Source organism: Roseicyclus amphidinii (assembly GCF_030163755.1).
In the GTDB taxonomy this organism is placed as follows: domain Bacteria; phylum Pseudomonadota; class Alphaproteobacteria; order Rhodobacterales; family Rhodobacteraceae; genus Roseicyclus; species Roseicyclus amphidinii.
This window is the reverse complement of record NZ_JASJOE010000016.1, coordinates 12,899-30,821: the sequence shown is the minus strand read 5'-3', so window position 1 is coordinate 30,821 and position 17,923 is coordinate 12,899. Positions and strand designations below refer to the sequence as shown.

Sequence of the window (17,923 nt, the reverse complement as noted above, 5' to 3'; positions counted from 1 at the left end):
CCCGGCGCGGCCCATCTGGTGCGACGTCCCCAACGAGAGGCCGGAGGCACGCGCGTGGACGGAAGCCAGCCCATCGAGATCGAAGTCCTGTCGTCGCTGTCGCAGATCGACGCCGCCGACTGGGATGCCTGCGCCTGCCCCGAGGCGGGTGATGGCGGGCGGCCCGACGATCCCTTTACCACGCACCGGTTCCTTTGGGCGCTGGAACAGTCGCGCTCGGTCGGCACCGGCACCGGCTGGGCCCCGCGGCACATCGTGGCCCGCGCCGAGGGGCAGGTGATCGCCGCAGCCCCGCTTTATGCCAAGGGGCACAGCCAGGGCGAATACATCTTCGATCACAACTGGGCCCACGCCTATGAGCGCGCGGGCGGGCGCTATTACCCCAAGCTTCAGATGGCCGTGCCCTTCACCCCCGCCACCGGGCGGCGCTTCCTGACGCGCCCTGGCTGGCGCGAGACGGGGATGGCCGCGCTGGTGCAGGGCGCGGTGCAACTGGCCGACGAGAACGAGCTGAGCTCGCTCCACATCACCTTCTGCACCGGGGAGGAGGCCGAGGCCGGGGCGAAAATGGGCCTGATGCCCCGCGCCAGCCAGCAGTTCCATTGGGAAAACGACGGCTACGCCGATTTCGACGGCTTCCTCGCCTCGCTCAGTTCGCGCAAGCGCAAGAACATCCGCAAGGAACGCGCCGAGGCGCAGGGCTTCGGCGGCGAGATCGTTGCGCTGACCGGTGACCAGATCAGGCCCGAGCATTGGGATGCCTTCTGGGTCTTCTACCAGGACACCGGCGCGCGGAAATGGGGGCAGCCCTATCTCACGCGGTCCTTCTTCGACCTCGCGCAGGACCGGCTGCGCGACGACATGCTCCTGGTGCTGGCGCTGCGCGACGGGCGGCCCGTGGCGGGCGCGCTGAATTTCATCGGGCGCGACGTGCTGTATGGCCGTTACTGGGGCTGCACCGAGCATCACCCCTGCCTGCATTTCGAACTGTGCTACTATCAGGCCATCGACTTCGCCATCGCCCAAGGCCTCTCGCGTGTCGAGGCGGGGGCGCAGGGGATGCACAAGCTCGCACGTGGCTACATGCCGGTGCAGACCCATTCGCTGCACTGGGTCCGCGACGCGGGCTTTGCCGAGGCCATCGCGCGCTACCTCGAGGCCGAGCGCGAGGCGATTGACGAGGAGATCGAGGTGATGACGGGCTACGGCCCGTTCAAACGGACCCAACTGGAGGAGCAGGACTGATGCAAGCGCAGAAGCTGGAAGGGGCGGACCTCGACAAGGCCGTCGCGGCACTGGCCGAGCATGGCTGGACCATGGTCGACGGGCGCGAGGCGATCACCAAGCGGTTCGTCTTCGGCGATTTCAACGAAGCCTTCGGCTGGATGACGCGGGTGGCGCTGGTGGCGGAACACATGAACCACCACCCCGAATGGTTCAATGTCTACAAGACGGTGGACGTGACCCTCGCCACCCATGATGTCGGGGGCCTGAGCAATCTCGACGTGGCGCTGGCGTCCAAGATGGACCGGCTGGCCGGGTAGGGACGTGTTGACAGGTCTCTGACGCTCCGGCTTCTTGGAATCACAAATTGTGATTTCAAGTTTCCGGTGCCCCGCGTGTCCGCCCAGCCGTCGATTCCCGTCTACCAGTTTCGCGGCTATCCGGTCGCCCTCGACAGTGACATCGCCGAGCGGTTCGGCACGAAGCGCCCGTTCAACCAGACGATCCGGCGCAACATAGACCGGTTTTCCGAGGATTTCGCCTTTCAGCTGACCACCGCCGAGTGGGAGGACTTGAAATCACAGAACGTGATTTCAAGCGGCCATGGCGGACTGCGAACGGCCCCTTGGGCCTTCACCGAACATGGTGTGGTCATCGCCGCGCAGACTTATCTCGAGACGGGCGAAGCGACAGGATTTCTCGAGACGCTTCGCACCCTCTCGGGCGAGTAGCCCTTGTCTCAGATCTGCTCGAGCAGCGTCTCGCCGGCCGAGATGTCGCAGGCGCCCGGCCCTTCCTCGACGTTCAGCACCTTCACGACGCCGTCCTCGGCATACATCGCGTAGCGGCGCGAGCGGTCGTAGAACCCGGCCGGTTCCGCCGTCCAGTTCATGCCGATGGCCTTGGTGAACTCCGCGCCCGCATCGCCGAGGAAGGTCAGCCCAGCCTCGGCTGCGCCGGTGTCCTTGGCCCAGGCGGCCATGACGAAGGGGTCGTTGACCGAAACGCAGATGATCTCGTCCACGCCCTTGGCGTCGAAATCACCCTTGGTGCGGATGAAGCTGGGAACATGCGCCGCGGAACAGGTGCGCGTGTAGGCGCCGGGCAGGCCGAAGATCACGACCTTGCGGCCCTTCAGCTTGTCGCTCATCTTCACGCCTTCCGGTCCTTCGGCACCGAAGATCAGGAGCGTGGCATCGGGCAGCGTGTCGCCGACGGAAATGGTCATCTTGGGGGTCCCCTTCGCTTGTGTATCCGTTCGCCCGCCATATAGGGTCCGCGCGACAGGCGGCCAACGCGAAAGGTGAGAGCGATGGAGAAGATTGTCGTGGTAGGTGCCGGGCAGGCGGGGGCGGCCTGCGTGGCCAAGCTGCGCGCCGAAGGCTTCGCGGGCCGGATCACGCTGATCGGCGAGGAACACGCGCCCCCCTACCAGCGCCCGCCTTTGTCCAAGGCCTACCTTCTGGGCGAGATGGCGCTGGAGCGTCTCTACCTCAGGCCCGAAAGCTACTACGCCGAGAACGGGATCGAGCTTTTGCTCAAGACCCGCGTTACCGGGATCGACCGCGAAGGCCGGCAGGTCAGGGCAGGCGATGCCGCCTACCCCTATGACGCGCTGGTTCTGGCCACGGGCTCGGTCCCGCGGCGTTTGCCCTCGTCCATCGGCGGCGACCTTGACGGGGTCCACACCGTCCGCACCTTGCGCGATGTGGACGCGATGGAACCCGGCATGCAGCCGGGCCGCCGCGCGCTGATCGTTGGGGGCGGCTACATCGGGCTCGAGGCCGCCGCGGTCGCCCGCAAGCGGGGGATGGAGGTGACGCTGATCGAGATGTCCGAGCGAATCCTCCAGCGTGTCGCCGCGCCCGAGACCTCGGACTATTTCCGCGCTTTGCACCGGTCGCACAATGTGGACATCCGCGAAGGCGTCGGCCTGACCTGCCTTGTGGGCGTCGATGGCCGCGTCACCGGCGCGATCTTCTCGGACGCGACCGAGCATCCCTTCGACATGGTGATCGTCGGCATCGGCATCACGCCCGCCACCACCCTGGCCGAGGCTGCGGGGCTGGCGATCGAGAACGGAATCCGGACCGATGGGCAGGGCCGCACGAGCGACCCGGCGATCTGGGCCGCGGGCGATTGCGCCAGCCTGCCCGACAAGGGCGACCGCATCCGGCTGGAAAGCGTGCCGAACGCCATCGACCAGGCCGAGGCGGTTGCGAAGAACATCCTCGGCGCGGGCGCGGATTACGTGCCGCAGCCGTGGTTCTGGTCCGACCAATACGACGTGAAGCTTCAGATCGCCGGGCTGAACACCGGCTATGACCGTGTCGTCGTCCGCGACGGCGGCGCGGCGCGGTCGCATTGGTATTACAAGGGCGAGACGCTGCTGGCCGTCGACGCGATGAACGACCCGCGCGGTTTCATGATCGGCAAGCGCCTGATCGAAGCGGGCAAGTCGCCCGCGCCCGAACTGGTGGGCGACGCGGAGGCGGATCTGAAGCCGCTGTTGAAGGGCTAGGCGCAGGTGCGGATCGTTGCGGGGCGTCTGAGGGGCAAGAAGCTGGCCGAGGTCGGCGCGGGCGATGCCGCGGCGCATCTGCGCCCCACGACCGACCGGGTCCGCGAGAGCCTGTTCAACGTCATTACCAGCGGCAAATACGGCGACCCGATCACGGGCGCGCGGGTGCTGGACCTGTTCGCGGGCACCGGCGCGCTGGGGCTCGAGGCACTCAGCCGCGGGGCGGCGCATGTGACCTTCGTCGATGACGGCACGGCGGCGCGCGCCTTGTTGCGCGAGAACGTGGCGCTGTGTTCCGCGCAGGGGGTGACCAAGGTCTTTCGCCGCGACGCGACCGACCTTGGGCCGGTGAAGGGCGCGGGTTTCGACCTCGTGTTCCTCGATCCGCCCTATGGGCGGGGGTTGGGTGAACGGGCCTTGGCCTCGGCGCTGGCAGGCGGCTGGATCGCGCCCGGCGCGCTGGTGGTCTGGGAAGACAGCGCGCCGCCCCTGCCGCCGCCGGGCCTGAGCCTGCTCGACCAGCGCAGCTACGGCGGCACGGTCATCACCCTGTTGCGACATGAGGCAAGCTGATGCGACCCGATCTTGTGATCTTCGATTGTGACGGCGTTCTCGTGGACAGCGAGACGGTCTCGAACCGCATCCTGTCCGAGAACCTCGCGCGGCACGGTCTGACGATGACGCTCGCGCAGACGATGGACACCTTCGTCGGCCGCAGCATGACCGGCGTGCAGGATATCGCCCGCGCGATGGGGGCCGACCTGCCTGCGGACTGGATCGACCTGATCTATGACGAGATCTACGCAGCCCTTCGCCAAGGCGTCGACGTGATCGCGGGCATCCCGGCGCTTCTGGACGCGCTTGATGCCGCAGGCATCCCCTATTGCGTCGCCTCGAACGGCAGCGACGAGAAGATGGACATCACCCTTGGCGCGACCGGGCTTGCCGCGCGGCTCGAGGGGCGGCGCTACTCGGCTCATGCGCTGGGCGTGTCCAAGCCCGACCCGGACCTGTTCCTGATCGCGGCGTCCCGGAACGGGGCCGACCCGTCACGCTGCCTTGTCATCGAGGACAGCCCCAGCGGCGCCATCGCCGCGCGGCGGGCCGGGATGGCCTGCCTTGGCTACGTGCCCGAGGGGCACGAGGATCGGCTGAGCGCCGAGGGCGCGACGGTCATCCGGCACATGGATGCCGTCGCGCCTCATATCGGGCTGACCCCGGCTCAGTCGGTGTAGGGGCCCGGCGCGCTGCCGGTTTCGGCTTCGACCGCCGCGCGGGCGGCCGCGACCAGGGCTGCACCGTCCAGACCGCGGGCATTCGCCTCGAGGATCCAGTCGGCGATCACCTGGTCCCCAAGCGCCGCGATCTCGGCGGTCAGCTCGGGCGACATCTCGGCGATCGTGTTGCCCGCCTCTTCCATCGCAAGCCGCCCCGCAGCGTCGCCGATGTCATGCGCACGGCCCGCCCAGGCCGAGGCCATCAGACCCGAATTCGCATCGATCACCGCGCGCAGATCGGGGGGCAGGCTTTCGTAACTGTCGCGGTTCATCGCCCAGAGGAAATAGAGGTTGTAGAGCGAATGATCCCCCGCCACGTCGGTGTGGCTTTCGGTCAGCTCGTCCAGCCGCAGCGACGGGGCCTGTTCCCAGGTGATCACGCCGCCGTCCACCACGCCGCGCGACAGCGCCTCGGGGAAGGCGGGGACGGGCATGCCGACTGGCGTCGCGCCAAGGCGCTCCAGCAGAAGCGTGGCGGCGCGCGACGGACCGCGAAGGCGCAGGCCGTTGAAATCCTCCAACGCCGCGATCGGCGGGGCCTGCAGGTGGATCAACCCGCGCCCGTGCATGTGAACGGCGACGACATGGACGTCGGCGAAATCGTCCATCAGGAAGTCTTGCGTGAAGGCCCAGGCCGCGCGGCTGGCTTCCTCGGCCGATTTCGTCGTCATGAAGGGCAGTTCCAGCGCCTCGGCCTCGGGGAAGCGGCCTGCCTGGTAGCCGGGGATGACCCAGCCTCCGTCGATCACGCCGTCGCGGATCAGGTCGTATTGATCGGGGGCCGCGCCGCCGAGCTGCATGAAGGGGAAGATCTCGACCGCGATGCGGCCGTTCGACTGTTCCTCGATCGCGTCGGCCCAGGGCTGCATGAAATGCGTGGGGTTGGCGGAGGCGGGCGAGACGAAATGCTGGAAGCGCAGCGTCACCTCCGGTTCGGCCTCTTGCGCCAGGGCGGCGGTGGAGAACGTCAGGCCCGCAAGGGCGGCGGTCAGGGTCTTAACGAAGGTCATTCGCGCCCCTCCTTCTGTCAGGTTCCGGGTGCTGCGCTGGTAGCGTCGCAGCCCGGTTCATGTAAGGGGTCGGTTTGACGCTGCAATAGGCGCGAGGTGGGGAATATCTTGTGGAAGGCCCCGCATGGCACCCCCGATCTGGCGTTCGAAGGCTTGTTAACGGCTTCTCAACATGGGACAGTCCATAAAAATCGAGCAAAAAACGAGAGACCGACAGGCCCCCATGCAGGACGCGACGACGCTTTTATCCTCCGTCTTCGGCTTCTCGGCCTTTCGCCCCGGCCAGGCCGAGATCGTCGAGGCGGTGGCGACGGGCCGCAACGTGCTGGCGATCATGCCGACCGGCGGGGGCAAGTCGCTCTGCTTCCAGCTGCCCGCGCTGATGCGCGAGGGGGTGACGGTGGTCATCTCGCCGCTCATCGCGCTGATGCGGGACCAGGTGCGGGGCCTGCGCGAGGCGGGCGTGGTCGCGGGCGCGCTGACCAGCGGCAACACGCCCGAGGAAACCGATGCCGTCTGGGAGGCGCTGGAGGACGGCAGCCTGAAACTGCTCTACATCGCGCCCGAGCGGCTGGCCTCTTCCGGCGCGGAGAGGATGCTGAAGCGCGCGGGCGTGTCCCTGATCGCGGTCGATGAGGCGCATTGCGTCAGCCAGTGGGGCCATGACTTCCGCCCCGATTACCTGCGCATCGGCGCGCTGCGCCGCGACCTTGGCGTGCCGCTGGCCGCTTTCACCGCGACCGCGGATGCCGAGACGCGGGTCGAGATCGTGGAACGCCTGTTCGACGGGGAGGCGCCCGAAAGCTTCCTGCGCGGCTTCGACCGGCCGAACCTGTCGCTTGCCTTCGAGGTGAAGCAGAACCCGCGGCAACAGATCCTAAGTTTCGCCGCCGCCCGCAAGGGGCAGTCGGGCATCGTCTATTGCGGCACCCGCGCCAAGACCGAAACGCTGGCCCAAGCGCTGCGCGAGGCGGGGCACACCGCCTGCCACTACCACGGCGGCATGGAGGCCGAGGATCGCCGCATCGTCGAGGGCCGTTTCGCCACCGAGGACGGGCTGATCGTGGTGGCGACCATCGCCTTCGGCATGGGCGTGGACAAGCCCGATATCCGCTGGGTCGCCCACGCCGACCTGCCCAAGTCGATCGAGGGCTATTACCAGGAGATCGGCCGCGCAGGCCGTGACGGCGCGCCCGCCGACACGATGACGCTGTTCGGGCCGGACGACATCCGCTTTCGCCGGTCCCAGATCGACGAGGGCCTTGCGCCGCCCGAGCGGAAGGAGGCCGACCATGCGCGGCTGAACGCGCTTCTGGGTCTGGCCGAGGCGCTGGGGTGCCGGCGGAAGGTGCTGCTTGGGTATTTCGGCGAGCAGGCGGAGCCTTGCGGGAATTGCGACCTTTGCGCCAATCCGCCCGATGTGTTCGATGCCACGACGCCGGTGCGCAAGGCGCTGTCGGCGATCCTGCGCACGGGCGAAAGCTTCGGCGCGGGGCATCTGATCGATATCCTGACCGGCACCGAGACCGACCGCATCCGCCAGCGCGGCCATGACCGCTTGCCGACCTACGGCGTCGGCACGGAATTCGACAAGCGCGGCTGGCAGGCCGTGTTCCGGCAGATGGCCGCCCATGACCTCGTGCGCCCCGATCCGGCGCGGCATGGCGCGCTCAGGATGACCGAGGCCGCGCGCCCCATCCTGCGCGGCGAGGCCGATATCACCTTGCGCCGCGACACCATCGCCAAGGCCCCGCGCCGCCCGCAGGTGAAGATGCTGGTCAGCGAAGAGGACGCGCCGCTTCTCTCGGCGCTCAAGGCCAAGCGCCGCGCGCTGGCGGAAGCCGCCAAGGTGCCCGCCTATGTCATCTTCACCGACAAGACCCTGATCGAGATGGCCGAGACGCGGCCTGCGACGCTTGACGCCATGGCGCGGATCGGCGGCGTGGGGGCGACCAAGCTCGAGAAATACGGCGCGGCCTTCCTGTCGGTCATCACCGGCGACCAGCCCGAGGATCAGCACCCGGCCCGCCGCAGGCTGGCAGGCCGCGACGCGGGCGCGCTTTATGACCGGCTGCTTGCCGTGCAGGCCGACCTGGCGCGGGGCGAGACGGGGACGGACAAGCCGATGACCTGCTCCTCGTCGCAGATCGCCAAGGTGGCCGAGGTCAAGCCGGGCGACCTGTCGTCGCTGACCCGGCTTCTGGGCGAACGCCACGCCGAGCGCTTCGGCGACGCCTTCCTCGAGGTTCTGCGCGAGGCGGGTTAACCGGTCTTTCGCTTTGCCTCCGGCAGCTTCGCCTCGCCGATGATCTTGGCCGGGCCGAGCGGCCGTTTCCTGTCGGTGTCGAGGTCCGGCAACCCCTCGCGCGAGAGCAGCACGGCGACCGACCTGAGCCCCGGCACATGGCTGCAGACGATCATCGTGGCCACCATGATCGGCACCGACAGGAACATCCCCGCGATGCCCCAGACCGACCCCCAGAAGGCCAGTGCCACGATGATCCCGAAGGTCGACAGGCGCAGCGCGCGGCCCATGAGCCAGGGGTCGATGATGTTGCCGTTGACGAACTGGATCAGGCCCACGGCAAGGAAAAAGCCCAGCGTCGGCCCTGGCTCGCCCAGTTGCACATAGGTCACCAGCGTCGCCAGAACGGTCGCCACGATGGAACCCACGTTGGGAATGTAGTTCAGGACGAAGGTGATCACCCCGATCGCCACCGCCAGCTCCAGCCCGAAGATCAGCGCCACGCCGTAGACCATCAGCCCGGTGATCGCGCTGACCACGGTCTTCACCAACAGGTAGTAATTCACCCGGTGCATGATCGTGCCGATGACGCGCTGGGCGTGGGCGGCCCGTTCGGGGTCGCCGCCCATCAGGCTTGTCAGCTTCACGTCGAACCAGAGCCGTTCCGCGAAGAGGAAACCGACGAACAGGATCACCAGAACGGTGCCCTGCATCAGCCCGCCCGCCTGCCCCGCCAGGGCGCGCAGGTAGCCCGAGACATCGACGCTGCGCATCGCGTCGGCGATGGCGGTTTCCACCTCGGGGCCCATCCAGGCGAAAAGGTCGGCCACCGCGGCGGGCACGCGTTCGGTATAGGTGAGCGTCGTCGAAAGGACCGTGTTGATCTGGGACAGGATCAGCGAACTGAGCATGAAAAGCCCGGTCGAGATCAGCAGCACGGCGGCAAGGCTTGCCAGCCAGTTGGGAATGCCGAGCGGTCCGGCCTTGATCCGCGAGATGAAGCTGATGGCATCGCTGGTCAGGCTGAAGACGATGATCGCCACCGCCAGCGAGGTCAGCATGAACCGCGCCTGCACCAGCAGGAACAGCACCACCGCCGCCGCGATGATGACAAGGGCGGCGGTTTGCAGCCGGGAGCGGCTCTCCGGCTTGGGGAGGGGGGATCGGTGGTCGGTCAAGGTTCGGTCCGGCGTCTGGGTCTGGCCGAGTGTGGAACGGCGCGCGCGCAATCTCAAGCGATGCGTGCGGCGCGTGCGGTCGGGTTGCCCCATGCGCCGGGCGGCGCTACCTGTCGGACCGACTGCCGCGCGTAAAGGAGCCGCCATGCTGACCGTGATCTCGCCCGCCAAGCGCCTCGACTGGTCCGAGCGTGACGTCGAGATGACCGCCCCCGCCTTCGGCGGCGATGCCGTGGCCCTGGCGCGCACCGCACGCGGGTTGAGCGAGGCGGAGCTGGGCAAGCTCATGGATATCTCGCCGACCCTCGCCAAGCTGAACGCCGAGCGGTTCCAACGCTTCGAAGAGACGCAGGACGATGTCCGCCCCGCCGCGCTGGCCTTTGCCGGCGACACCTACCAGGGGCTCGAGGCCGCCAGCCTAGATCCCGAGGACATGCGCTTTGCGCAGGAGCGGCTGCGCATCCTGTCGGGGCTCTACGGCATCCTGCGCCCGCTGGATGCGATCCAGCAATATCGCCTGGAAATGGGCAGCCGGTTGAAGACCGGCAAGGGGACCAACCTGTATGCCTATTGGGGCGACCGGCTGGCCCGCGCGCTGAACGAAGAGGCGGCGGGGCTGGGTGCCGAGACGCTGATCAACTGCGCCTCGGTCGAGTATTTCTCGGCGGTGGATGCCGAGGCGCTGACGCTTGACGTGATCACGCCCCAGTTCCTCGAGGACAAGCCGGGCGGCCCCAAGATCGTCAGCTTCTACGCCAAGAAGGCCCGCGGCGCGATGGCGCGTTTCATCATCCAGCGCCGCTTGACCGATCCCGCCGCGATCCTCGATTTCGACGTGGGCGGCTATGAATACGCCCCCGATCTCAGCGCGCCGGGCAAGCCTGCCTTCCTGCGCCGCGAGGCGGCGGCGAGCGCGGCCTAACCCAGCGTCAGGGTCGTTCCGACCATCACCAGCAACACCACGCTGAGGAACATCAGCGTGCTGCGCTCGGACTTGTCTTCGGGCGCGCGCAGCCAATGGCCGATCTGGCGCGGCACACTGCCGCCCGCCTCATGCGCGCGGCTGCGCCACAGCGAAACGGCCCGCAGCATCAGCGCGGCCCAGGCGATGAAGACAAGGCCCATCAGGACGGTCTGGATGATCTGCCCGGTGCTCATGGGTCGTCCTTTCGTGTCAACTTGTGCAGACACCATAGGGCCGAGCCGCCGAAGAAGGCAGTCCCGATGATCCCGATTTCCAGCGACGCAATGCCGCCGATCCCGTTGAACGCATAGGCCCCGATCAGCAGGGCCAGCCCCGCAAGGCTGATGGCGAGGCGCAGCTTGATCTCGCCGCGGGTGGGGCCGAACCTGCTCATGACGCGGCGGGCTTCGGCGACAGGCTCAGGCCGTCGGTGGCGACGACGGTCGGCCCGTCGAAGGCGGGCGCGACGGCGGCCAGCCAGTCGGCCTCGGTGATGCCGGGGTCGTCGGCGGGGATCAGGTGGTGCAGGACGAGCATTCCGACGTCGGCCGCGGCCGCGATGCGCGCGGCATCCACGGCCTCGGTATGGGAGCGCGTGATATGCGCCTTGAGCCGCGAGCCGTTGCCGGTGCGCGCAACCAGCCGGTCGACGCCGCGTTCCAGCATCGCCTCATGCACGAGGATGTCCGTGCCGCGGGCGAACTCCGCCAGCGGCGGGAAATACGCGGTGTCCGACGAGAAGGTGACCGACCAGTCGGGGCTGTCGAAACGCAGCGCGAAACAGTCGGTGACCGGCGGGTGATCGACGCGGAGCGCGCGCACCGATAGCCCATCGACCGCCAGCGGCCCCTCGGCATACTCCTCCACCTGCACAAGCGCGCGCAGGTCGGGGCGCCCTTCGTCATCGATCCGAAGGTCGATGTCGTAGCGCAGCGAGGCGACGAACCCGTCCCACACGGCCTGCGTGCCGGGTGGCCCGAAGACCTGCACCGGGGTCGCAAGGCCCGTGGTCCAGGCGGTGTGCAGGAGCGGTCCCAGTTCCAGCACATGATCCGAATGCAGATGCGTGATGAAGACCAGGTCGAGCGTCTTGAGGTTCACGCCCGCCTCGACCAGCCCCTTGGACACGCCCAGCCCGCAATCCACCACGCAGCGCCGCCCGCCGATCTCGAGCAGCGAGGCGGTGGGCATCGGCCCGCCGGGCCGGATCGCCGGGCCGCCCTTGGTGCCGAGCAGCACCAGCCTGTTCACCGTGTCCATCCCGCGCCCCCGCCCGCTTGTCCCTTGGCCAAGCCTACTTGCGCCCCGGCGTGCCGTCGAACTTCTTTTCGAGGCTCTCCCAGCAGTCGATGTAATCGTCCTGCAACGGTGCCTCGTGCGCGGCGAAGGCTGTCAGGTGCTGGGGAAAGCGGGTCTCGAACATGAAGGACATGGTGTTGTCGAGCTTGTGGGGCTTGAGCTCCGCGTTCGACGCGCCCTCGAAGGCATCGCGGTCCGGGCCGTGCGGCAACATCATGTTGTGAAGCGACATGCCGCCCGGCACGAATCCCCTCGGCTTGGCGTCATACTGGCCGTAGATGTTGCCCATCAGCTCGGACATGATGTTCTTGTGATACCATGGCGGGCGGAAGGTATCCTCGGCCACCAGCCAGCGTTCGCGGAACAGCACGAAGTCGATGTTCGCGGTGCCCGGCACACCCGAGGGCGCGGTGAGAACCGTGAAGATCGACGGATCGGGGTGATCGAACAGGATCGCGCCGACCGGGCAATAGGTGGTCAGGTCATACTTGTAGGGCGCGTAATTGCCGTGCCATGCCACCACGTCGAGCGGGCTTTGCCCGATCCGGGTCACGTGGAACTGACCGCACCACTTGATCGTCAGGCGCGAGGGCACCTCGCGGTCCTCGTAGGCGGCGACCGGCGCCTTGAAGTCGCGCGGATTGGCCAGGCAATTGGCCCCGATCGGGCCACGCCCCGGAAGCTCGAACTTCTGTCCGTAATTCTCGCAGACAAAGCCGCGGCAGGGCCCTTCCAGCACCTCGACCCGGTAGACGAGGCCACGGGGGAGGATGGCGATCTCCTGCGGTTGCAGGTCGATGATGCCCAGCTCGGTGCAGAAGCGCAGCCGCCCTTCCTGCGGGACGACCAGAAGCTCGCTGTCGGCGGAGTAGAAATACTCGTCCACCATCGAAGCGGTGACGAGGTAGACGTGGGCCGCCATCCCCACCTGCGTGTTCACGTCGCCCGCGGTGGTCATGGTGCGCATGCCGGTGAGCCATGTCAGGGGCGTGTCGGCCAGCGGCACCGGGTCCCAGCGGTATTGCCCGAGGCTGATGACATCGGGGTCCACGTTGGGCGCGGATTTCCAGTAGGGCAGGTCGATCTTGGTGTAGCGGGCCGAATGCTTGACCGAGGGGCGGATGCGGTAGGTCCAGGTCCGCTCGGGCGGGTTGGCGGTGAAAGCGGTGCCGGACAGCTGCTCGCCGTAGAGGCCGTAGTTGCATTTCTGCGGTGAATTCATCCCCTGCGGCAGCGCGCCCGGCAGCGCCTCGGTCTCGAAATCATTGGCAAAGCCGGGCATGTAGCCCTCGTGCGGGCCCGGCAGCGATGGTGCCTGGATCATCGGGCGGGGGGTGCTTTGCTCGGTCATCGCGGTCTCTCCTGCGGATCGGGGGCCGACATGCCACAGGAACGTTGAAAATGCAACGACCGAAGCGACGGACTGCGACACATGCAAAAAGGCCCGCCGAAGCGGGCCTGTCCGGGTGTCGGTATGCCGATGTCAGATCCCGATGAAAGGCTGCGCGATGCGCGGCAGCAGGCCCTGGAAGCGGAGCTTTGCGTCGGTGGCGATCAGGCAGATGCAATCCTCGCCCGGCTCGGCGACCGGCTGGTGGTCGACCTCCTGGTTGGCGACCTCAATGTCGCCGCGGGCATAGACGCCGTCTTCGTCGCGGAACGCGCCCTTGAGAACCAGCGTCATCTCCATCCCGTTATGCCCGTGCTGCGGCATCGCCTGCCCGGCAGGGATGTAGAGAAGCCGTGCGGTCACGCCATCCTCGGAACACAGGACGGCCTGCTTGGCCCCCATGCCGAGGCTCTTCCATTTCACGGCATCCTCGTCACCGCCGACGATCTCGCGCAGCGGCTTGGGAAACACGCCGTTTGACGGCTTGATCTTGGGCGTCGGCGCCATTCCGGCGATCTTGGCCAGCGTCTGTTCCAGGCTGTCCTCGCCGATATCGCATTCCTCCAGCTCGGACAGGACGGCACCGCCGACCTCTTCGAAACCGGCAAGGCGCGCGCGGGCGTCATCGCTGAGCGAGACATGGGTCGCCACGACGAGGTCGAACGCCTGCGGCAGGGCACCGGCGGCGTAGCCCATCAGCAGATCATCCGGGATATGATGACGAATTGCGGTCATCGGGTCTCCTCAACTCATTGCGTGGCGCAACCTTTCCAACGCCAACCTAATGCGGGACTTGATCGTGCCAAGGGGCAATCCGGTTTCGGCTGCGATTTCACTGTGCGTGAGGTCGCCGAAATAGGCACGTTCGATGAGCTCCCTTTGTTTCGGAGGGAGTTTGCGGATCGCATCCGCGAGCTTCGTCGATTCCTGGTGCAGCGCGATGACATCGGCCTGGTCCGGCTCCTGCTCGGGACCCCAGGGCAGCTCTTCGGGCTCGGGGCGGGCGTAGCGGCGCAACAGGTCGATCTTGCGATTGCGCGCAATCGTGAAGATCCACGTCGCAACCGAGGCCCGCGACGGATCATACATGTGCGCCTTGTGCCAGAGCGTGGCCATCACGTCCTGCATGCACTCCTCCGCGAGGCCTTGATCGGCCCCCGACTTGATGAGGAAGGCTTTCACCCGAGGCGCGAAGTGTCTGAACACCTCGGCAAAGGCCTTCTGATCTTGGTGTTGCGCAATGCTGACGATCCTCGCCACCCAATGCGCTTCGGTCTTGTCCATCACCGTCACGGTCTTGGCACGCCTTTCTTGCCGACGCAGCATCATGGGGTCCGGCAAGTTCCCCTGCAAGGCGTCAGCTGTCTGCTCAGCGTGGTCGTTCGGTGACAGCATACGCGGGTTACGGGATTCCCCCTAGACCGGATCAAAAATAAATTCTTTGATCTGGGAAGGTTTGAGGCGCGTAACCCTCAGGACTTGCCAAAGAGACGTTCCGAGGGAAAGACGCATGCCATTCGAACAGCCGGCCTCCGCGCCGAAACGTATCGCCGTGATCGGGGCCGGGATCTCGGGGATGGGGGCCGCCTACCACCTGGCCGACACCCATTCCGTCACCCTGTTCGAGGCCGAGCCGCGCCTTGGCGGCCATGCGCGCACGGTCGTGGCCGGCAAGCGGGGCGACCAGCCGGTCGACACCGGTTTCATCGTGTTCAACCGCGTGAACTACCCCAATCTCGTGAAACTGTTCGAGGCGCTGGACGTGCCGGTCGCCAAGTCCGACATGAGCTTCGCCGCTTCCATCGGCAACGGGCGGATCGAATACGGTCTGCGCAGCCTGCAGGCGCTCTTCGCGCAGAAGCGCAACCTGGCCAATCCGGGCTTCCTGCGGATGGTGCGCGACCTGATGACCTTCAACGCCCGCGCCGAAAGCGTGGCGAATGACAGCTCGGTCACGCTGGGCGAGCTGATGGACGAGATGGGCATGGGCCGCTGGTTCCGCGACTATTACCTGACGCCGATCTCGGGCGCGATCTGGTCGACGCCCAAGGAAGAGATCATGGATTTCCCCGCGCAGGCGCTGGTGCGGTTCTTCCGCAACCACCACCTGTTGCAGGCCACCGGCCAGCACCAGTGGTATACCGTTCAGGGCGGCTCCATCGAATATGTCACCCGGCTGGAACGCGCGATGGTGACCAAGGGCGTGGATATCCGCCTTGCCAGCCCCATCGAGACGGTCAAGCGTAGCGCGCTGGGCGTCGAGATCCTGCGCGAGGGCCATTGGGAGGTCTTCGACGAAGTCGTCTTCGCCACCCATTCCGACGACAGCCTGGCCATGCTGGCCGACCCCACGCCGACCGAAAGCGCCGCGCTGGGGGCCGTGCGCTACCAGCCCAACACCGCCGTGCTGCATGCCGACGCCCGCGCGATGCCCAAGCGGCGCGTCACCTGGTCGTCCTGGAACTACACCGAGCGCGAGGGGCACGAGGGCGGGCCGATCGACCTGACCTACTGGATGAACTGCCTGCAGCCGATCCCGGAAAGCGACCCGCTGTTCGTCACGCTGAACAGCCGCGCACCCATCGACGAGCGTTTGATCTATGACACGGCGGAGTTCCGTCACCCGGTCTATGACCTTGCTGCATTGGCGGCACAGGGAACGGTCAGGGCGATGAACGGACAAAACAACACGTGGTTCTGCGGGGCCTGGATGAAGAACGGTTTCCACGAGGATGGCTATGCCAGCGCCATCGACGTGGTCGAGGCCATGGCCGAACGCGACGCTGCCCCCGTCGCCGCATGAGTGCGGTCGACCATATCAAAGGCTCGACCTTTCACGGGCGGCGCGGCGCGGTGGAGAACGCCTTCACCTATTCCATCGACTACGTGATGCTGGATGCCGAGGCCGACCGCCCCCGCGCCCCGTGGCTCTTCGGGCGCAACCGGGCCGGTCTGACCTCCTTGCATGACGCCGACCACGGCGGCCCCCCGAAAGAGGGGCGCGGCGCGGTCTGGGCGCGCGAGGTCTTCGCGGTGCATGGGTTGGCCGAGGTGACGGACGGCAAGCTGATGCTCCTGGCCCAACCGCGGATGCTGGGGCATGTGTTCAACCCGGTGTCCTTCTGGCTGGCCCATGACCGGCAGGGCCGCCTGCGCGCCGTGATCGCCGAGGTGACGAACACCTTCGGCGACCGGCACAGCTACCTTTGCGCCCATCACGACCAGCGCCCGATCACGCGCGAGGATACGCTGTCGGCGCAGAAGATCTTTCACGTTTCGCCGTTCCAGCCGATCGAGGGTGGATACACCTTCCGCTTCGACATCCGCAGCGATCGCGTCGGCGTCTGGATCGACTACGCCACGGGCAATGAGGGCGTTCTGGCCACGCTGACCGGCAAGCGCGCGCCGCTGACCACCTTCGGCATCGTCACATCGGCCTTCCGCCGCCCGCTGGGCGCGCGCCGGGTGCTGGCGCTGATCCACTGGCAGGCGCTGAAGCTGTGGTGGAAGGGCGCGCCCTACCGCGTGCGGCCCGCGCCCCCGGAGCAAGAAATCTCCTGACATGCCTCTAGCGCCTTCCCGCCCCGGCTATGCGGTCTTTGCCGCGATGCTCGCCGCGGCGGGCCTGCCGATCTACATCCACGCGCCCAAGGTCTATGTCGACGAGTTCGGCGTCGGGCTGACCGCATTGGCGGGGGTGCTGTTCGCGCTGCGGCTCTTCGACGTGGTGCAGGACCCGGCGCTTGGCTGGCTGGCGCAAAGGCTGCGCGCAAGGCGCGGGCTGGCCGTGGCGGTCGGGGTCGCGGTGCTGGCGGGCTCGATGCTGGGGCTTTTCGCGGTGGAACCGCCCATCGCGCCGCTCTGGTGGTTCGCGCTGATGATGACGGGGCTCTTCTCGGCCTTCTCCTTCCTGACGATCTGCATGTATGCCCAAGGCGTCGCCGCCGCCCCGCGGTTGGGGGCGCAAGGCTACCTCGGCCTTGCCGCATGGCGGGAAACCGGCGCGCTTCTGGGCGTCTGTGTCGCCGCCGTCGCGCCCACGGCGCTGGACGCGACGGGCGACCCTTACGGCAATTTCGCGCTCGGCTTCGCGCTGGTCTGTCTTTCGGCGCTTTGGCTCATGCGCCGTGAATGGACGGCAGAGGGCGCGGTGGGCACCTCGGGCTTCCGCACGGTCCTGTCGGACGCCATCGCGCGACGTTTGCTGCTGGTCGCGCTGATGAACGCGGCCCCGGTCGCCGTCTCCTCCACGCTCTTCCTGTTCTACGTCGAAAGCGTGCTGGCGGCACCGGGCTGGGAGGGGCCGCTGCTGCTGCTCTTCTTCCTCGCCGCCGCGGGCACCGCGCCCATCTGGACGCGGCTCGCCCGCCGCTTCGGCCCGCGCCCCATGCTGCTGGCGGCCATGGCGCTGGCCATCGCCTCCTTCTCGCTGGTCCTGACGCTCGGCCCCGGCGACACGACGGCTTTCGCGTTGATCTGCCTCGCCTCCGGCGCGGCACTGGGGGCGGATTTCGCCCTTCTCCCCGCGCTCTTCGCGCGCCGGATGGAGACCGTCGCCCCCGAGGCCGGCGCGGCCTTCGGCCTCTGGGCCTTCGTCTCGAAAGCCTCGCTCGCGCTGGCCGCGGTGGTGCTTTTGCCGACGCTCGACGCGGCGGGTTTCACCTCGGGCGGCGAAAACACGCAGGGCGCGCTGGACCTGCTGACCTATCTTTATGCCTTGGTGCCCTGCGTCCTGAAACTGGGCGCAATGGCGGTGCTGGCGACAACGCCGCTGCCGGATGGCGGGCACCCCGAGACGAGTTGAAAAGGAGACGA

20 protein-coding genes are annotated in these 17,923 nt (G+C 67.5%); 11 read left to right on the top strand and 9 right to left on the bottom strand.

Annotated elements, in window-relative coordinates; all coding sequences use genetic code 11:
• Positions 1 to 54 precede the first annotated feature (54 nt).
• The 3 genes from QQK83_RS07655 (at position 55) to QQK83_RS07645 (ending at position 1,955) form a co-directional block, all read left to right on the top strand.
• On the top strand, positions 55 to 1,245 hold the full coding sequence (locus QQK83_RS07655; protein WP_284263166.1) for a GNAT family N-acetyltransferase: 1,191 nt from the start codon (positions 55 to 57) through the stop codon (positions 1,243 to 1,245).
• Complete coding sequence (locus QQK83_RS07650) at positions 1,245 to 1,544, top strand: 4a-hydroxytetrahydrobiopterin dehydratase (protein WP_284263165.1); 300 nt, start codon at positions 1,245 to 1,247, stop codon at positions 1,542 to 1,544. Before QQK83_RS07655 ends, QQK83_RS07650 begins: the two co-directional genes overlap by 1 nt.
• A 75-nt stretch (positions 1,545 to 1,619) precedes the next feature.
• Positions 1,620 to 1,955 (top strand): ORF6N domain-containing protein, encoded by a 336-nt coding sequence (locus QQK83_RS07645; RefSeq protein WP_284263164.1) that lies wholly within the window; start codon positions 1,620 to 1,622, stop codon positions 1,953 to 1,955.
• Between the two features lie 8 nt (positions 1,956 to 1,963).
• Here the strand turns inward: QQK83_RS07645 and QQK83_RS07640 are convergent, their stop codons facing one another.
• Entirely contained in the window at positions 1,964 to 2,452 is a 489-nt protein-coding gene (locus tag QQK83_RS07640; protein ID WP_284263163.1) for a peroxiredoxin, read from the bottom strand.
• Between the two features lie 84 nt (positions 2,453 to 2,536).
• Between QQK83_RS07640 and QQK83_RS07635 the strand changes: the two genes are divergently transcribed.
• From QQK83_RS07635 to QQK83_RS07625, 3 genes are read left to right on the top strand one after another with little or no spacing between them, the layout of a single operon-like run.
• Positions 2,537 to 3,745, top strand: a complete 1,209-nt coding sequence (locus tag QQK83_RS07635; protein ID WP_284263162.1) for an NAD(P)/FAD-dependent oxidoreductase — start codon at positions 2,537 to 2,539, stop codon at positions 3,743 to 3,745.
• A gap of 6 nt (positions 3,746 to 3,751) precedes the next feature.
• Positions 3,752 to 4,318, top strand: a complete 567-nt coding sequence (rsmD, locus tag QQK83_RS07630; RefSeq protein ID WP_284263161.1) for a 16S rRNA (guanine(966)-N(2))-methyltransferase RsmD — start codon at positions 3,752 to 3,754, stop codon at positions 4,316 to 4,318.
• Positions 4,318 to 4,980 (top strand): HAD family hydrolase, encoded by a 663-nt coding sequence (locus QQK83_RS07625; protein WP_284263160.1) that lies wholly within the window; start codon positions 4,318 to 4,320, stop codon positions 4,978 to 4,980. The genes rsmD and QQK83_RS07625 overlap by 1 nt, the downstream gene beginning before the upstream one ends.
• Here the strand turns inward: QQK83_RS07625 and QQK83_RS07620 are convergent.
• The gene (locus tag QQK83_RS07620; RefSeq protein WP_284263159.1) at positions 4,968 to 6,032 is read right to left on the bottom strand and encodes a TRAP transporter substrate-binding protein; all 1,065 of its coding nucleotides are present in this window, start codon (positions 6,030 to 6,032) and stop codon (positions 4,968 to 4,970) included. The genes QQK83_RS07625 and QQK83_RS07620 overlap by 13 nt on opposite strands.
• A gap of 223 nt (positions 6,033 to 6,255) precedes the next feature.
• Here QQK83_RS07620 and recQ point away from each other — a divergent pair, with 223 nt between their 5' ends.
• Positions 6,256 to 8,298, top strand: coding sequence for a DNA helicase RecQ (gene recQ, locus QQK83_RS07615; RefSeq protein ID WP_284263158.1), 2,043 nt, complete (start codon positions 6,256 to 6,258; stop codon positions 8,296 to 8,298).
• On the opposite strand, the gene QQK83_RS07610 is transcribed toward recQ, so the two are convergent.
• On the bottom strand, positions 8,295 to 9,455 hold the full coding sequence (locus QQK83_RS07610) for an AI-2E family transporter (RefSeq protein WP_284263157.1): 1,161 nt from the start codon (positions 9,453 to 9,455) through the stop codon (positions 8,295 to 8,297). The two genes, recQ and QQK83_RS07610, sit on opposite strands and share 4 nt — an antisense overlap.
• Before the next feature lie 145 nt (positions 9,456 to 9,600).
• Here QQK83_RS07610 and yaaA point away from each other — a divergent pair, with 145 nt between their 5' ends.
• A complete protein-coding gene (gene yaaA / locus QQK83_RS07605; RefSeq protein ID WP_284263156.1) occupies positions 9,601 to 10,377 on the top strand; it encodes a peroxide stress protein YaaA in 777 nt (258 codons plus the stop codon).
• On the opposite strand, the gene QQK83_RS07600 is transcribed toward yaaA, so the two are convergent.
• From QQK83_RS07600 to QQK83_RS07575, 6 genes are all read right to left on the bottom strand, one after another.
• Complete coding sequence (locus tag QQK83_RS07600) at positions 10,374 to 10,613, bottom strand: hypothetical protein (RefSeq protein ID WP_284263155.1); 240 nt, start codon at positions 10,611 to 10,613, stop codon at positions 10,374 to 10,376. The genes yaaA and QQK83_RS07600 overlap by 4 nt on opposite strands.
• On the bottom strand, positions 10,610 to 10,813 hold the full coding sequence (locus tag QQK83_RS07595; RefSeq protein ID WP_284263154.1) for a hypothetical protein: 204 nt from the start codon (positions 10,811 to 10,813) through the stop codon (positions 10,610 to 10,612). Before QQK83_RS07595 ends, QQK83_RS07600 begins: the two co-directional genes overlap by 4 nt.
• A complete protein-coding gene (locus tag QQK83_RS07590; protein WP_284263153.1) occupies positions 10,810 to 11,679 on the bottom strand; it encodes an MBL fold metallo-hydrolase in 870 nt (289 codons plus the stop codon). Before QQK83_RS07590 ends, QQK83_RS07595 begins: the two co-directional genes overlap by 4 nt.
• A gap of 34 nt (positions 11,680 to 11,713) precedes the next feature.
• The gene (gene hmgA, locus QQK83_RS07585) at positions 11,714 to 13,069 is read right to left on the bottom strand and encodes a homogentisate 1,2-dioxygenase (protein WP_284263152.1); all 1,356 of its coding nucleotides are present in this window, start codon (positions 13,067 to 13,069) and stop codon (positions 11,714 to 11,716) included.
• A gap of 132 nt (positions 13,070 to 13,201) precedes the next feature.
• Positions 13,202 to 13,843, bottom strand: a complete 642-nt coding sequence (locus QQK83_RS07580; RefSeq protein WP_284263151.1) for a ChrR family anti-sigma-E factor — start codon at positions 13,841 to 13,843, stop codon at positions 13,202 to 13,204.
• Between the two features lie 9 nt (positions 13,844 to 13,852).
• Positions 13,853 to 14,392 carry a sigma-70 family RNA polymerase sigma factor gene (locus tag QQK83_RS07575; RefSeq protein WP_284263207.1) on the bottom strand — a complete coding sequence of 180 codons (540 nt, stop codon included), beginning with the start codon at positions 14,390 to 14,392 and terminating at the stop codon, positions 13,853 to 13,855.
• Between the two features lie 226 nt (positions 14,393 to 14,618).
• Here QQK83_RS07575 and QQK83_RS07570 point away from each other — a divergent pair, with 226 nt between their 5' ends.
• The 3 genes from QQK83_RS07570 to QQK83_RS07560 are packed head-to-tail and all read left to right on the top strand — an operon-like array spanning position 14,619 to position 17,912.
• Positions 14,619 to 15,911: an NAD(P)/FAD-dependent oxidoreductase gene (locus QQK83_RS07570; protein ID WP_284263150.1), complete on the top strand. Its 1,293-nt coding sequence runs from the start codon at positions 14,619 to 14,621 to the stop codon at positions 15,909 to 15,911.
• Positions 15,908 to 16,669, top strand: a complete 762-nt coding sequence (locus QQK83_RS07565) for a DUF1365 domain-containing protein (RefSeq protein WP_284263149.1) — start codon at positions 15,908 to 15,910, stop codon at positions 16,667 to 16,669. Before QQK83_RS07570 ends, QQK83_RS07565 begins: the two co-directional genes overlap by 4 nt.
• A gap of 1 nt (position 16,670) precedes the next feature.
• Entirely contained in the window at positions 16,671 to 17,912 is a 1,242-nt protein-coding gene (locus tag QQK83_RS07560) for an MFS transporter (protein ID WP_284263148.1), read from the top strand.
• Positions 17,913 to 17,923 lie beyond the last annotated feature (11 nt).